Annotated in this window: 12 protein-coding genes; 5 read left to right on the forward strand and 7 right to left on the reverse strand. The window is 68.7% G+C overall.

What is annotated here, in order from left to right; translation table 11 throughout:
* Nucleotides 1-119: 119 nt before the first annotated feature.
* The gene (def, locus tag AC3B6A_RS18680) at nucleotides 120-659 is read right to left on the reverse strand and encodes a peptide deformylase (protein WP_488398599.1); all 540 of its coding nucleotides are present in this window, start codon (nucleotides 657-659) and stop codon (nucleotides 120-122) included.
* 216 nt (nucleotides 660-875) lie between these two features.
* Here def and AC3B6A_RS18685 point away from each other — a divergent pair, with 216 nt between their 5' ends.
* Entirely contained in the window at nucleotides 876-1,430 is a 555-nt protein-coding gene (locus AC3B6A_RS18685; RefSeq protein WP_488398600.1) for a magnesium transporter, read from the forward strand.
* Between the two features lie 88 nt (nucleotides 1,431-1,518).
* Here the strand turns inward: AC3B6A_RS18685 and AC3B6A_RS18690 are convergent, their stop codons facing one another.
* Both AC3B6A_RS18690 and AC3B6A_RS18695 read right to left on the reverse strand, forming a co-directional pair.
* On the reverse strand, nucleotides 1,519-2,355 hold the full coding sequence (locus AC3B6A_RS18690; protein WP_488398601.1) for a CvfB family protein: 837 nt from the start codon (nucleotides 2,353-2,355) through the stop codon (nucleotides 1,519-1,521).
* 145 nt (nucleotides 2,356-2,500) lie between these two features.
* A complete protein-coding gene (locus tag AC3B6A_RS18695; RefSeq protein ID WP_488398602.1) occupies nucleotides 2,501-4,270 on the reverse strand; it encodes an ABC transporter transmembrane domain-containing protein in 1,770 nt (589 codons plus the stop codon).
* A gap of 151 nt (nucleotides 4,271-4,421) precedes the next feature.
* Here AC3B6A_RS18695 and AC3B6A_RS18700 point away from each other — a divergent pair, with 151 nt between their 5' ends.
* From AC3B6A_RS18700 to AC3B6A_RS18710, 3 genes are all read left to right on the forward strand, one after another.
* The gene (locus AC3B6A_RS18700) at nucleotides 4,422-4,622 is read left to right on the forward strand and encodes a PFL_1563 family small protein (protein ID WP_416788546.1); all 201 of its coding nucleotides are present in this window, start codon (nucleotides 4,422-4,424) and stop codon (nucleotides 4,620-4,622) included.
* Nucleotides 4,623-4,835: 213 nt separating this feature from the next.
* The gene (locus AC3B6A_RS18705; protein WP_488398603.1) at nucleotides 4,836-5,522 is read left to right on the forward strand and encodes an RNA pseudouridine synthase; all 687 of its coding nucleotides are present in this window, start codon (nucleotides 4,836-4,838) and stop codon (nucleotides 5,520-5,522) included.
* Nucleotides 5,523-5,769: 247 nt separating this feature from the next.
* Nucleotides 5,770-6,003, forward strand: coding sequence for a hypothetical protein (locus AC3B6A_RS18710; protein WP_488398604.1), 234 nt, complete (start codon nucleotides 5,770-5,772; stop codon nucleotides 6,001-6,003).
* Nucleotide 6,004: 1 nt separating this feature from the next.
* Here the strand turns inward: AC3B6A_RS18710 and AC3B6A_RS18715 are convergent, their stop codons facing one another.
* From AC3B6A_RS18715 to AC3B6A_RS18725, 3 genes are all read right to left on the reverse strand, one after another.
* Entirely contained in the window at nucleotides 6,005-6,829 is an 825-nt protein-coding gene (locus tag AC3B6A_RS18715) for an enoyl-CoA hydratase/isomerase family protein (RefSeq protein ID WP_488398605.1), read from the reverse strand.
* An 82-nt stretch (nucleotides 6,830-6,911) separates the two neighbouring features.
* Nucleotides 6,912-8,726: a monovalent cation:proton antiporter-2 (CPA2) family protein gene (locus AC3B6A_RS18720; protein ID WP_488398607.1), complete on the reverse strand. Its 1,815-nt coding sequence runs from the start codon at nucleotides 8,724-8,726 to the stop codon at nucleotides 6,912-6,914.
* A 73-nt stretch (nucleotides 8,727-8,799) separates the two neighbouring features.
* A complete protein-coding gene (locus AC3B6A_RS18725; RefSeq protein WP_488398608.1) occupies nucleotides 8,800-9,513 on the reverse strand; it encodes a lipoate--protein ligase family protein in 714 nt (237 codons plus the stop codon).
* Between the two features lie 218 nt (nucleotides 9,514-9,731).
* Here AC3B6A_RS18725 and AC3B6A_RS18730 point away from each other — a divergent pair, with 218 nt between their 5' ends.
* Complete coding sequence (locus AC3B6A_RS18730) at nucleotides 9,732-10,934, forward strand: GGDEF domain-containing protein (RefSeq protein ID WP_488398609.1); 1,203 nt, start codon at nucleotides 9,732-9,734, stop codon at nucleotides 10,932-10,934.
* Between the two features lie 632 nt (nucleotides 10,935-11,566).
* On the opposite strand, the gene AC3B6A_RS18735 is transcribed toward AC3B6A_RS18730, so the two are convergent.
* Entirely contained in the window at nucleotides 11,567-11,980 is a 414-nt protein-coding gene (locus AC3B6A_RS18735) for a hypothetical protein (protein ID WP_488398610.1), read from the reverse strand.
* Between the last annotated feature and the right edge of the window lie 2 nt (nucleotides 11,981-11,982).

Here is an 11,982-nt window from a genome sequence, read left to right on the forward strand (position 1 = left end):
CTCGCCCGACACACCCTACCTGTAGGAGCGAGCTTGCTCGCGAACGGATTTTCCGGCGGTGCAGGCGTCAGGCAGGTTCGCGAGCAAGCTCGCTCCTACAAAAACACTCCGCTCCGAAGTCAGTCATCCGCCTTCGGATCGAGCCCCGGGAACAGCACCTCGGTAAAGCCGAACTTGCTGAAGTCGGTGATCCGCGACGGATACAACCGGCCGATCAGGTGATCGCACTCGTGCTGCACCACGCGGGCATGGAAGCCCTCGACGCTGCGGTCGATCGGCTGCCCCTGCGGGTCGACGCCCTGGTAGCGGATGCTCCGGTAGCGGTTCACCGCGCCGCGCAGGCCGGGCACCGACAGGCAGCCTTCCCAGCCCTCCTCCAGTTCCTCGCCGAGCGGCGTGACCAGCGGGTTGAGCAGGATGGTCGGCGGCACCGCCGGGGCGTCCGGGTAGCGCTCGCTGCGCTCGAAACCGAAGATCACCAGCTGCAGGTCCACGCCGATCTGCGGAGCGGCCAGGCCGACGCCGCCGACGTGGTGCATGGTCTCGAACATGTCGTCGATCAGCGCCTGCAACTCGGCGCTGCCGAACATCGACGCGGGCACCGGCGGCGCCACGCGCAGCAGGCGCTCGTCACCCATCTTGAGAATTTCGCGGATCATGTCGGTCGTGCCCCTGGACTGCTTCCAAAGCGGAATCCTCGGCCATGCGCGGACCTCGCGCAAGCCGTGCGACCACTGGGCTCCCGCGCCGCGGAGGGCAACCCGCCGGTGCTAGACTCAATCCTGACGAAATTCAGCAAATGGCGGCGATCTGCCGATATCCACGGCAAATCGAGGTCAAACCCAGGGGGTACGAGCGGGGGGCGGAGGTTCGTCATGAACAGGCATTACTACATCAGCGACAACCTGGACGACCTGGACAAGGTCGAACACGAACTGCAGGAAAGCGGCATCAGCATGGAGCAGATGCACGTGCTGAGCGAGCAGGACGCCGCGCTGGACGAGCACCGGCTGCACGAAGTGCCCTCGGTGATGAAGCAGGACGTGGTGCACTGGGGCAAGGTCGGCCTGCTGATCGGCGCCTCGCTGGCGGTGCTGGTGCTGCTGGTGGGCTACCTGAGCGGCTGGACGCAGACCGCCGCGGGCTGGATTCCGGTGCTGTTCCTCGCCGCGGTGCTGCTGGGCTTCAGCCTGTGGGAAGGCAGCTTCGTCGGCCTGCAGCGTCCCAGCGGCGACATGCGCCGCTTCGAGCCCAGCCTGCATGAGGGCCGGCACGTGTTCTTCGTCGACGTGAAACCCGAGCAGGAGCCCCTGCTGGACATGGTGGTGCGCCACCATCCGCGCCTGGAAATCGCCGGCTTCGGCTCGGCGACGCCGAACTGGCTGGTCTCCGTCGAGCACGCCTGGAACCGCTTCCGTCACATGATGTGACAGGCCGGCGCCCTGCCCCGCCGGCCATCGCGCACCGCGCCGCCGCTGCGCCGCGGAGCGCCATCCTGCGGCCGCGCGGCCGGGCCGCTCAGACCAGTTCGATACCGTCGTCGAGGATGACGATCAGCCCCTGCTTGTACAGCCCGCCGATGGCCTTCTTGAAGTTGCCCTTGCTGACGCCGAACTGCTGCGCGATCAGCTCCGGCGGGCTCTTGTCGCTGAGCGCGAGCTTGCCGCCGGCCTCGCGCAGGGCGCTGAGAATCTGCTCGCTCAGCGCATCGGAAAGGCCGGCTCCGGCCGGTTGCAGGCTCAGGCTGATCTTGCCGTCGGCGCGCAGCTCCTTGATGTAGCCGGTCTCGCGCAGGCCGCTGCGCATGAACTTGAAGACTTCGTTCTTGTGGATCAGGCCCCAGTGCCGGCCTTCGATGATCGCCTTGTAGCCGAGGTCGGTGCGCTCCACCACCAGCAGGTCGACCGCCTGGCCGACGCGGTAGTTGGCCGGGGTGCGGTCCAGGTAGCGGTCCAGCCGTGCGGTGGCGGTGATGCGGCGGGTGCGTTCGTCGAGATAGACGTGCACCACCACGTAGTCGCCGACCTGCAGCGGGCGCTTCTCCTCCGAGTGCGGCAGCAGCAGGTCCTTGGGCAGGCCCCAGTCGAGGAACAGGCCGACGCGGCTGACCTCCACCACCTTGAGGCTGGCGAAACCGCCGACCTGCACCTTGGGCTTCAAGGTGGTGGCGATGATGCGGTCCTCGCTGTCGAAGTAGAGGAACACGTTGAGCCAGTCGCCCACCTCGGTCGGCTCGTTCTTCGGCACGTAGCGCTTGGGCAGCAGGATTTCGCCGCGGTCGCCGCCATCCAGGTAGAGACCGAACTCGGTGTGCTTGGCCACCTGCAACGAATTGAACCGACCTATGACTGCCATGACGCTTACCTCGTGAACGGGGCGGGCATTCTACGCGCTATGGCGCGCAATGGCTGCCGCCGGTTTGCCGGATGGGGATTGTTGCAGGAGCGAGCTTGCTCGCGAATGGCTCCGCAGCGGGGCTGGTTCGCGAGCAAGCTCGCTCCTACAGGCTCTCGGCCTGGCCGAACTGCAGCTCGGCCAGACGTGCATACAGCGGGTTGCTGGTCACCAGCTCGGCATGCCGCCCCAGCGCCACCAGCCGGCCGTGGTCGATCACCGCGATGCGGTCGGCGTTCAGCACCGTGGCCAGCCGGTGCGCGATCACCAGCGTGGTGCGCCCGCTCATCAACCCCGGCAGGGCTTGCTGGATCAGGTGTTCGCTCTCCGCGTCGAGGGCGCTGGTGGCTTCGTCGAGCAGCAGGATCGGCGCGTCCACCAGCAGCGCGCGGGCGATCGCCAGGCGCTGGCGCTGGCCGCCGGAAAGGCCCTGGCCGCTCTCGCCCAGGTGGGTGCGGTAGCCCTGCGGCAGGCGCAGGATGAACTCGTGCGCGTGGGCGGCGCGGGCGGCGGCCTCGACCTCGGCGTCGCTGGCGACGGGCCGGCCGTAGCGGATGTTCTCCTCCACGCTACCGTAGAACAGCGCCGGGTTCTGCGACACCAGGGCATAGCTGCGGCGCAGGTCGGCGGGATCGAGCCGGGCGATGGGCTGGCCGTCGATGCGGATGCGCCCCTCCTGCGGGTCGTAGAAGCGCAGCAGCAGGTCGAACAGGGTGGACTTGCCGGCGCCGGAGGGCCCGACCAGCGCCAGGGTCTCCCCCGGCTCGACGCGCAGGTCGATGCCATCGATGGCCCATTGCTGCGGGCGCGACGGATAGGCGAAGCGCACCCCCTCCAGCGAGAGGCGGCCGCCGACCCGCGCCGGCAGTCGCAGCGCGTCGCTGGCCGGCGCGTGGATGTCGCTGCGCGCCCGCAGCAGCTCGGCGATGCGCTCGGCGGCGCCAGCGGCGCGCTGCAGCTCGCCGATCACCTCGCTCAAGGTGCCGAAGGCCATGCCGACGATCAGGCTGTAGAACACGAAGGCCGCCAGCTCGCCGGCGGTGATCCGCCCGGCGATCACGTCCATGCCGCCGACCCAGAGCATCACGCCCACCGCGCCGAGCACCAGCAGGATCACCACGCTGACCAGCCAGGAACGCTGCAGGATGCGCCGCCGCGCGGTGTCGAAGGCCTGCTCGACGGTGGCGCCGAAGCGCTGGCGATCCTGCGCCTGGTGGTTGTAGGCCTGCACCGTCTTGATCTGCCCGAGCGTCTCGCCGACGTAGCTGCCGACGTCGGCGACGCGGTCCTGGCTCTGCCGCGACAGGCTGCGCACGCGGCGGCCGAACAGCAGGATCGGCGCGATGACCAGCGGCAGCGAGGCGACCACGATGCTGGTCAGCTTGGCGTTGGTGACGAACATCAGCGCTACACCGCCGATCAGCATCAGCGTGTTGCGCAACGCCATCGACAGCGACGAGCCGATCACCGTCTGCAGCAGCGTGGTGTCGGCGGTCAGGCGCGACTGGATTTCCGAGGCGCGGTTGTCCTCGTAGAAGCCCGGGTGCAGCTCGATCAGGTGATCGAAGACCCGCCGGCGGATGTCGGCGACGAAGCGCTCGCCGATCCACGAGACCAGATAGAAGCGCACGAAAGTGCCCACCGCGAGCCCCGTCACCAGCACGAAGAAGACCCCGATGGCGCGGTTGAGCAACGGCTCGGACTGGGTGACGAAGCCCTGGTCCACCAGCATGCGGATGCCCTGGCCCAGTGACAGGGTGATCGCCGCGGTGAACAGCAGCGCCACCAGCGCACCCAGGGCGCGCCAGCGATACGGGGCGAGGAATGCACGGGCCAGACGCAGGGCATTGCGCTGGCGGGATGACAGCAGGGGCATGGACGTCTCGATGCGCATCAGGCCCCCGGAGCGTAGCACCGCGAACGCCGTACAGGCGACGGCTGGCGCGGCGCCGGACCGCTCGTGCCGATACCCGCCCCGAAAGGTGCTCATCTGGTGTACAATGGGCGGCCAATTTGCGCAGACAGGTATGGCAGATATGACCACCAAGCCCTCCACCCGCCAGAAAGCCGCCCCCAAGGCACCCGCCGCGACCGCGACCAGCGAAGCGCTGGCAGACCAGGTAGCCGCCTTCCTGAAGTCCGGCGGCGAGATCCAGCAGATCGCCAAGGGCGTGACCGGTCAGAACTACGGCGCACCGAGCCGCCACATCAGCCTCGGCAAGAAGTAATACCCCCTTCGGCAAGCCTGCCGGTCCCGGCAGGCTGCCCGTTCCCCCTCCTCCACGTCCCCCTCAGCGCATTTCCATCGACCTGTTCGTCGGACCCTTGGTCCTGATGCCGCGTCGACCAAGCCCGGAACCCGGTTCATGCCCCACCACCAGCAGGCATTCCGCCGGCTTGCGGTTACAATGGTGCCCCTTTTCCCGCCCCGGTCTTCCGTCATGTCCGAACCCATCCGCCTGTCCAAGCGCCTCGCCGAGCTGCTGCCCTGTTCGCGCCGCGAAGCCGAGCTGTACATCGAGGGCGGCTGGGTGACCGTGGATGGCGTGGCGGTGGAGGAACCGCAGTTCAAGGTCGACAGCCAGCGCGTCGAACTGCTGCCCGGCGCCCTGCCCGAGCCCCTGCCGCCGGTCACCCTGCTGCTGCACAAGCCCGCCGGCTGCAGCGTCGAGGACGCCGTGGCGCTGCTGCGGGCGGAACAGCGCTGGAGCGACGATCCCTCGCCGCAGCGCCTGCTGCGCAAGCATCTGCGCCAGCAGCGCCCGACCACCCCGCTGGAAGACGCCGCCAGCGGCCTGCTGGTGTTCACCCAGAATTACGGCGTCATCCGCAAGCTGGTGGACGATGCCGCGCGCGTCGAGCACGAGTACGTGATCGAGGTCAGCGGCGAACTCGACGCCCACGGCCTGAAGCAGCTACCCCAGGGCCTGCCGCTGAAGGCCAGCTGGCAGAGCGAGGCCCGGCTGCGCATCGCCGGCAAGCAGGTGCGTCCGGGGCTGATCGGCAAGCTGTGCCGGGAGGCCGGGCTGCGCGTCGAGGCGATCCGCCGCATCCGCCTGGGCGGCGTGGCCATGGCCAGGCTGCCGGTCGGCCAGTGGCGCTACCTGCAGCCGGGCGAGCGCTTCTAAACCTCCATCCGACCAAGGTCCAGGGTTCCCCGCAAAAGGTGGGGAACCGCTCTGCCCCGCCACTTCGCGCCGCTATCGATGACGTCGATAGTGAACAGCAGGCGCTTTCAGTTCTCTTCACCGGGCCCGCACGGCATCTTCGCCCCATCAGCTCGCAGGAACCAGATTCGCCGGCCACCTCTTCCAGGCCGCAGGGGCGAACCCGCAACCCGCGACACTCGCCCACGGTTCGAAAGAGGATTGGATCATGCAAATCGTACTGGACTTCCTGCTCCTGGTTGGCTCCCTGGTGGAGCTGCTGCTCTACGTCGCCCTGGCCAGCGTGATCCTGGCCACCGTCGTGCTGGCCAGCGTGGTGGCGGTGCTGACCCTGCGCTCGCCGGGCCAGCCGATCGTCATTCCCGAACGTCGCCGGCCGACCGTGCGCAAGCCGCGCGCCGTGGCGGCGCAACGCAAGCCGGCGCTGGCCGAGGCTGCCTGAGTCAACCCCGGTAGCGCCCCAGCGCGGCCCCCAGGTCGCGTTCGAAGGCGCCGTCCTGCTGGCCGCCGTTGGCCATCATCCAGCGCACCCGCCGCAAGGTTTCTTCCCCGCTCATATCCGCCACGAAGCGTTGCGACTCCTCCACCAACGCTCCGGAATCCGCCGCCGCAACCCGCTCCACCAGCGCCTTCACATGGGCGATGCCGCCCGCCGGGAAACCGGCGATACGCCGCGCCAGGGCCTCGCAGAACGTCTCCAGCTGCGCATCCGGCAGCGCACGGTTGATCCAGTCATAGCGCTCGGCCATGTCCGCATCGAAATCCTCGCCGCCCAGGCACACCTCCAGCGCCCTGCCCCGTCCCAGCAGCTGCGCCAGGCGCACCGTGCCGCCGGCGCCGGGCAGCAGGCCGACCGCCACTTCCGGCTGGCCGAGCAGCGCCCGCTCGCGGGAGGCGAAACGCATGTCCAGCGCCAGGAGGAATTCGCTGCCGGCGCCGCGCGCACGGCCACGCAGTTCGCCGATGGTCGCCTGCGGCAGCCGGGCGTAGCGGCTGAACAGCGCACTGAGCGGGCTGGGCACGCCCTCCGGCAGGCTCATCGGCGGCGCGTCCAGCTGGCTGCCGAGGTCGTAGTGGGCGAGGAAGAAGTCCGGGTTGGCGCTGCGGAACAGCACCACGCGGGTCTCGCGGTCGGCTTCCAGCGCGTCGGCCAGGCGCAGCAGGTCGATGACCATGGCGCGGTCGACCAGGTTGATCGGCGGGTGCCGGAAGGTCACCACGGCAACGCCGTCGCGGTCTTCGCGGGTGAAAGTGCGGTAGTCGCTCATCGAAGGGCCTCCATTGCGAAGGCCCGAGAATGCGCCGGGGCGGCAGGCCCGCCCCAGCATTATCGATGCGCGGAATGGGCCGTCAGTGGTGGCCGATGCCCTGGTCTTCCAGGTGGTCGGCCTCGAACAGCGTCTCCAGTTCCTTGCGCGCCTCGCGGGCGGTCTGGATCACCGCCTTCTCGTCGTCGTAGACGTGGTACTGGGCCATCAGCACCGCCTCGTCGTGACGCCTGAAGCGGCGGATGCGCGCCGCCACCTGATCCTCGTTCAGCCCCAGGCCGGTGAGCAGCAGGCGGCTCATCTCCAGGCTGGAATGGAAGGTCTCGCGCACCGGGTTGGCGTCGACGTCGAGCAGGTGGTAGACGTGCTGGCGGTTGCGCGCCCGGCCGATGATCTTCATGTGCGGGTAGAGCTTGCGCACCAGCCGCGCGGTCTCGATGTTGGTCTGCGGGTCGTCGGTGGCGACCACGAAGAACTCGGCCTTTTCCACCTGCGCGGCGCGGAGGATTTCCGGGCGCAGCGGGTCGCCGTAGAAGATCGGGATATTGCCGTAGCTGCGGGTCAGCTCGATGGTGTCCACCGAGGTATCCAGCGCCACGAAGGGCACGCCCTGGGCGCGCATGATACGGGCGATCACCTGGCCCATCCGGCCCATGCCGGCAATCACCACGCGGGGCGCGTCGTCGGGCATCTGGCGGTATTCCGCCGGCGGCTCGCGCAGGGCGTCCGGCCTGGGCTTGATGCTGCGCGCCAGGGCCAGCACCAGCAGCGGCGTCATCGCCATCGACAGGGTGATGCCCAGCACCAGCAGGGCATGCAGGTCGGCATCCATCAGGTCCTGGGCCCGCGCCAGCTTGAACACCACGAAGGCGAATTCGCCGCCGGCGCCCAGCAGCACGCCCAGGCGCAGCGCCGAGACCTTGTCCAGCCCGCCGGCCAGGCGGCCGATGATGAACAGCAGCGGGAACTTGATCCCGACCAGCAGCAGGGTCAGGCCGATCACCCGCAGCGGCTCGCTGCGCAGCAGGCCGAGGTCGGCGCTCATGCCGACGCTGATGAAGAACAGCCCCAGCAGCAGCCCCTTGAACGGCTCGATCTGCGCTTCCAGTTCGTGGCGGTACTCGGAGTCGGCCAGCAGCAGGCCGGCGAGGAAGGCGCCCAGGCCCATGGACACACCCGCCGCCTCCATCAGCCAGGCGGTGCCCACCACCACCAGCAGCGCGGTGGCGGTGGACAGGTCGGCCTGGCCGGTGCGCGCCACCGAGCGGAATACCGGGCGCAGCAGGAAGCGTCCGCCGATCACCACCACGGCGATGCTGCCGACCACCTCCAGCACGTGGGCCAGGTCGCCGCCCGGCGCCGCCGCGTCGGCGCGCGCGCCCAGCAGCGGGATCATGGCGATCAGCGGGATGGCCGCGATGTCCTGGAACAGCAGGATGGCGAATGCCAGGCGGCCGTAGTGGCTGTTCAGCTCCTTGCGCTCGGCGAGGATCTGCAGGCCGAAGGCGGTGGACGACAGCGCCAGGCCGCCGCCGATCACCACGGAGGTGTTCATCGGCAGGCCGAAGACCAGCACGCCCAGGCTGGCGAGGGCCAGCGCGGTGAGCAGCACCTGGGCCAGGCCCACGCCGAACACCTGCTTGCGCATCACCCACAGGCGCTTGGGCGAGAGTTCCAGGCCGATGATGAACAGCAGCAGCACCACGCCCAGCTCGGACAGGCTGGCGACGCTGTCCGGGTTGTCGATCAGGCCCAGCAGCGAGGGGCCGATGAACACGCCGGCCAGCAGGTAGCCGAGCACGGCCCCCAGCTGCAGGCGCTTGGCCAGCGGCACCATGAAGACCGCCGCGAGCAGGAACACCACTGCCGACTGCAGGTAGTTCGTCCCATGTTCCATGTATCAAGACTCCTTGGAAGGGTTGGGGCGAAGCGAAGATCCACCCATGTCGTTCAAATCAGGCCGTTTCCATTCAGGCCTGCAAGGCCACGCCCTCGGCCATCAGGTGCCGCTGGAAGCGCCCGGCCAGCGCCTCCACCTGCTCCCACGGCCGCGCGTGTCGTTCGTCCAGCGCCACATGGCTGGCGGCGCGGCAGTGCGCGTCGAGCCCGCAGTGCCGGTAGAAGGCGTTGACCACCTCGACCATCGGCTCACGCTGGTTTTCCATCAGGATCGCGCCGTGGGCCAGCACCACGTAGCGGCCGTCGCTGGGCCGGCGGCGCCAGCGCTGGGCGGTGCCGACCAGCTTGCGCCCGCCCAGGTTGACGTTGTAGCGGCCGTCGCAGAAGGCGCCCTCCACCTCGCCCAGCCCCGGGTCCAGGCCCAGGGCGGCGAGCCAGTCGCAGAGCGGCTGGCAGAGGCGCTGGTAGGCGGTTTCGATGCGCGTCTGCTCGTTGTCCGCCAGTGGAATCGCATAGACCAGGGCGACGTTGAGCACGGCCGGCGACTGCGGCACCGGCTCGCCGCCGGTATCGCGCAGGGCGATCGGCCAGCCCAGTTCGGCGCAGGCCTGCTGCGCCGCACCGAAGCCGTCCAGCCGGCTGAGCCGGCGCGGCATCACCAGCGCCTGCTGGAGCGGGCGCCAGAACAGCAGCCCGCTGTCCCGCTCAGCGCGGAAGGCAGCGTCCAGCAGGGCCCGCTCGGCGTCCAGGCCATCCTCCACCGACAGGCGTTGCACTCTGTTCATGACCGATTCCTTCAGCATCCAGGGGGGCGGACTATGCCCGCGGCGGGCGATTCCGACAATGATCCGGGGCGGATTGTTGCAGCAATAACGATTTCTCGAAGGTAGCTTCAGACAGTCGTGCCAGACAACCCGGTCACATCTTTTCAACCTGCCACGACAGTGCCATCGTCGCTGGCTATTCTCCAACTGCCGGGACTTGCTTGGGAGAAGCAGTCATCATGCCCAGGACGTGGCTCCAGCGCCTGAAACACTCCATCGCGGCCAATGACGCGCTGGCGCTGCCGATTGCCCGGGAAAACCTGCGGCGGCTGTATTTCGCCGCCTCCTTCGCGGTAGCGTTCGACCTGGTCCACATCCTGGTGTTCTGGCTCAACCTGCAGGGCTCCAGCCCGCAGTACGACGGCTGGCGCCTGGATATCATCCGCATCCACGCCATGATCGCCGTGCTGTTCGGCGGCCTGGGGCTGCTCGCCTGGTTCGCCTCGCGCCCCCAGCGCGACCCGCCACTGTGGTTCATGAGCCTGCTGAGCCTGCTGGCCAGCGCCACCCTGCTCGGCTTCGGCATCGCCATCACCGGTGCGGACCAGCAGGTCACCAGCAGCATCACCCCCTTCCTGATGGCCTCGGCGGGTACCGCGCTGATCATCCTGATGCGCCCGCGCCACGCCATCGCGCTCTACGTCCTCGCCCTCGCCGCCTTCGAGGTGACGATGCTGCTGACCCAGACGACCCCGGAGCTGCGCCTGTCCAACCAGATGGGCGGGCTGACCATCAGCGGCATCGGCCTGGTGCTGTCGCTGATCCTCTGGCAAGGCCACGTACGCAACCTGCGCCAGCGCACGTTCCTCCGCCAGCAGCGGCTGGAACTGGAAGAGAAGAACCGCCAGCTGGAATACCTCGCCGGCCACGATCCGCTGACCGGGCTGTTCAACCGCCGGCAGTTCGACCAACTGGTGTCCATGGAACTGTCGCGGGTGTCCCGCCTGCCGGCGCCGACCAGCCTGCTGATGGTGGACCTGGATCATTTCAAATTCATCAACGACCGCTACGGCCACCCGCTGGGCGACGAGGTGATCCGCCATGCCGCCAGCCTGCTGCGCAACTACACCCGCAGCGGCGACAGCGTGGCGCGGCTGGGCGGGGAGGAATTCCTGCTGCTGTTGCCCGACACCGACCAGGCGCAAGCGCGCAGCATCGCCGAAAAGGTCCGCAGGCTGCTGGAGGAAACCCCGCTGCCGATGAAGGACGGCCTGCTCTACCTGACCGCCAGCTTCGGCATCGCCAGCCTGGAGGCCGGCGTGCCCGGCACCTACGAACAGCTCTACGCGGCGGCGGACAAGGCGCTGTACCGGGCCAAGGCCAGCGGGCGCAACCGGGTGGAAGTGATAGAGGTGGGCGCGCAGATGGGGACGTTCGATTGAGGGTGCGCGGTTTTCGCATCTACGAATGCGGCTCCCCGTAGGAGCGGACTCCGTCCGCGATGCTCTTGAGCGGGGCCGATCGCGGACAAGGTCCGCTCCTACGAAAAGCACCTCGGCGCAGATCATCAATCGACCCTATGGGAGTGATGGGTATCGCTTCGCTCCACGCCATCCTACGACGTGCAAATCCTTCAGCCACGGCTCTTTCTGTCACACCGAAGTCGCAGGCGCGCGCAGAGTCCCGTCAGGAGGCCGAGTGGAGGTATTGCGCAGAGGGGCGAGCGGCATGGATGCCGCGAGAGGCTTGAAGGGCCAGGGACGGCCCTTGCAAGCCGACCCTCGGAGCGATACCGGAAGGAGGGGAGTCTGAGCGAAGCGAAGACCCGGATGTCGGGACGGGCCCTTTTGGTTCCTTTTGGGGCCCCAAAAGGGACTCGCCCGGGAGGGCGAAACAAAATCTTCCCGCACACGCCGAAGCGGCGCAGAAACACCGAGCAAAGAGCATCGCGGAGAAGCTCCGCTCCTACGAGAGTCACGCCCCTGTAGGAGCGGACCTTGTCCGCGATCCGCCGGCAGGGCCGGCGTCAAGGGGGGTCGCGAGCAAGCTCGCGCCTACAACGAGCGAGGGCAGGCTACGGCGCGCTGTATTTGCGCGTCAGCCCCGGCGGCACGCCGGTGCTGTCGGTCCCGGTCCAGGGACCCTGCGGACCAACGCTCCAGTACCAGCCGTTATCCCAGTGGTAGTAGGTGCGCTGGCGGTAGTAGGTGTCCTTCTGCCCCTGCATCACGTAGACGCCCAGGCTGGCATCCCAGCGGCCATTGCCGCCGGGCGGCGGGGCGAACTGGGGCGGGCGCTTGGAGGTGGACTGCGGCTTGCTCGGCTGCGGGGTGATCGGCGCGGACGACGACTTGACCGGCGGCCGGGTGGTGGTGCCCGGCTGCGGCGGGGCCGGTGTCTGTACAGGAGGCTGCTCCGGCTGCGGCGGCTGCACCACGCAACCACCCAGTACCAGCAAGGCGCTCAGCGCCAGCAATCTACCCTTCATCA

The organism is Pseudomonas sp. B12(2026) (genome assembly GCF_057767015.1).

What these genes read in the sequence shown, in the direction of transcription:
- AC3B6A_RS18725 (WP_488398608.1), bottom strand. Translation starts at nt 9,513, where the DNA reads ATGAACAGAGTGCAACGCCTGTCGGTGGAGGATGGCCTGGACGCCGAG.
- AC3B6A_RS18690 (WP_488398601.1), bottom strand. Translation starts at nt 2,355, where the DNA reads ATGGCAGTCATAGGTCGGTTCAATTCGTTGCAGGTGGCCAAGCACACC.
- def (WP_488398599.1), bottom strand. Translation starts at nt 659, where the DNA reads ATGATCCGCGAAATTCTCAAGATGGGTGACGAGCGCCTGCTGCGCGTG.
- AC3B6A_RS18685 (WP_488398600.1), top strand. Translation starts at nt 876, where the DNA reads ATGAACAGGCATTACTACATCAGCGACAACCTGGACGACCTGGACAAG.
- AC3B6A_RS18700 (WP_416788546.1), top strand. Translation starts at nt 4,422, where the DNA reads ATGGCAGATATGACCACCAAGCCCTCCACCCGCCAGAAAGCCGCCCCC.
- AC3B6A_RS18730 (WP_488398609.1), top strand. Translation starts at nt 9,732, where the DNA reads ATGCCCAGGACGTGGCTCCAGCGCCTGAAACACTCCATCGCGGCCAAT.
- AC3B6A_RS18715 (WP_488398605.1), bottom strand. Translation starts at nt 6,829, where the DNA reads ATGAGCGACTACCGCACTTTCACCCGCGAAGACCGCGACGGCGTTGCC.
- AC3B6A_RS18705 (WP_488398603.1), top strand. Translation starts at nt 4,836, where the DNA reads ATGTCCGAACCCATCCGCCTGTCCAAGCGCCTCGCCGAGCTGCTGCCC.
- AC3B6A_RS18710 (WP_488398604.1), top strand. Translation starts at nt 5,770, where the DNA reads ATGCAAATCGTACTGGACTTCCTGCTCCTGGTTGGCTCCCTGGTGGAG.
- AC3B6A_RS18695 (WP_488398602.1), bottom strand. Translation starts at nt 4,270, where the DNA reads ATGCCCCTGCTGTCATCCCGCCAGCGCAATGCCCTGCGTCTGGCCCGT.
- AC3B6A_RS18720 (WP_488398607.1), bottom strand. Translation starts at nt 8,726, where the DNA reads ATGGAACATGGGACGAACTACCTGCAGTCGGCAGTGGTGTTCCTGCTC.
- AC3B6A_RS18735 (WP_488398610.1), bottom strand. Translation starts at nt 11,980, where the DNA reads ATGAAGGGTAGATTGCTGGCGCTGAGCGCCTTGCTGGTACTGGGTGGT.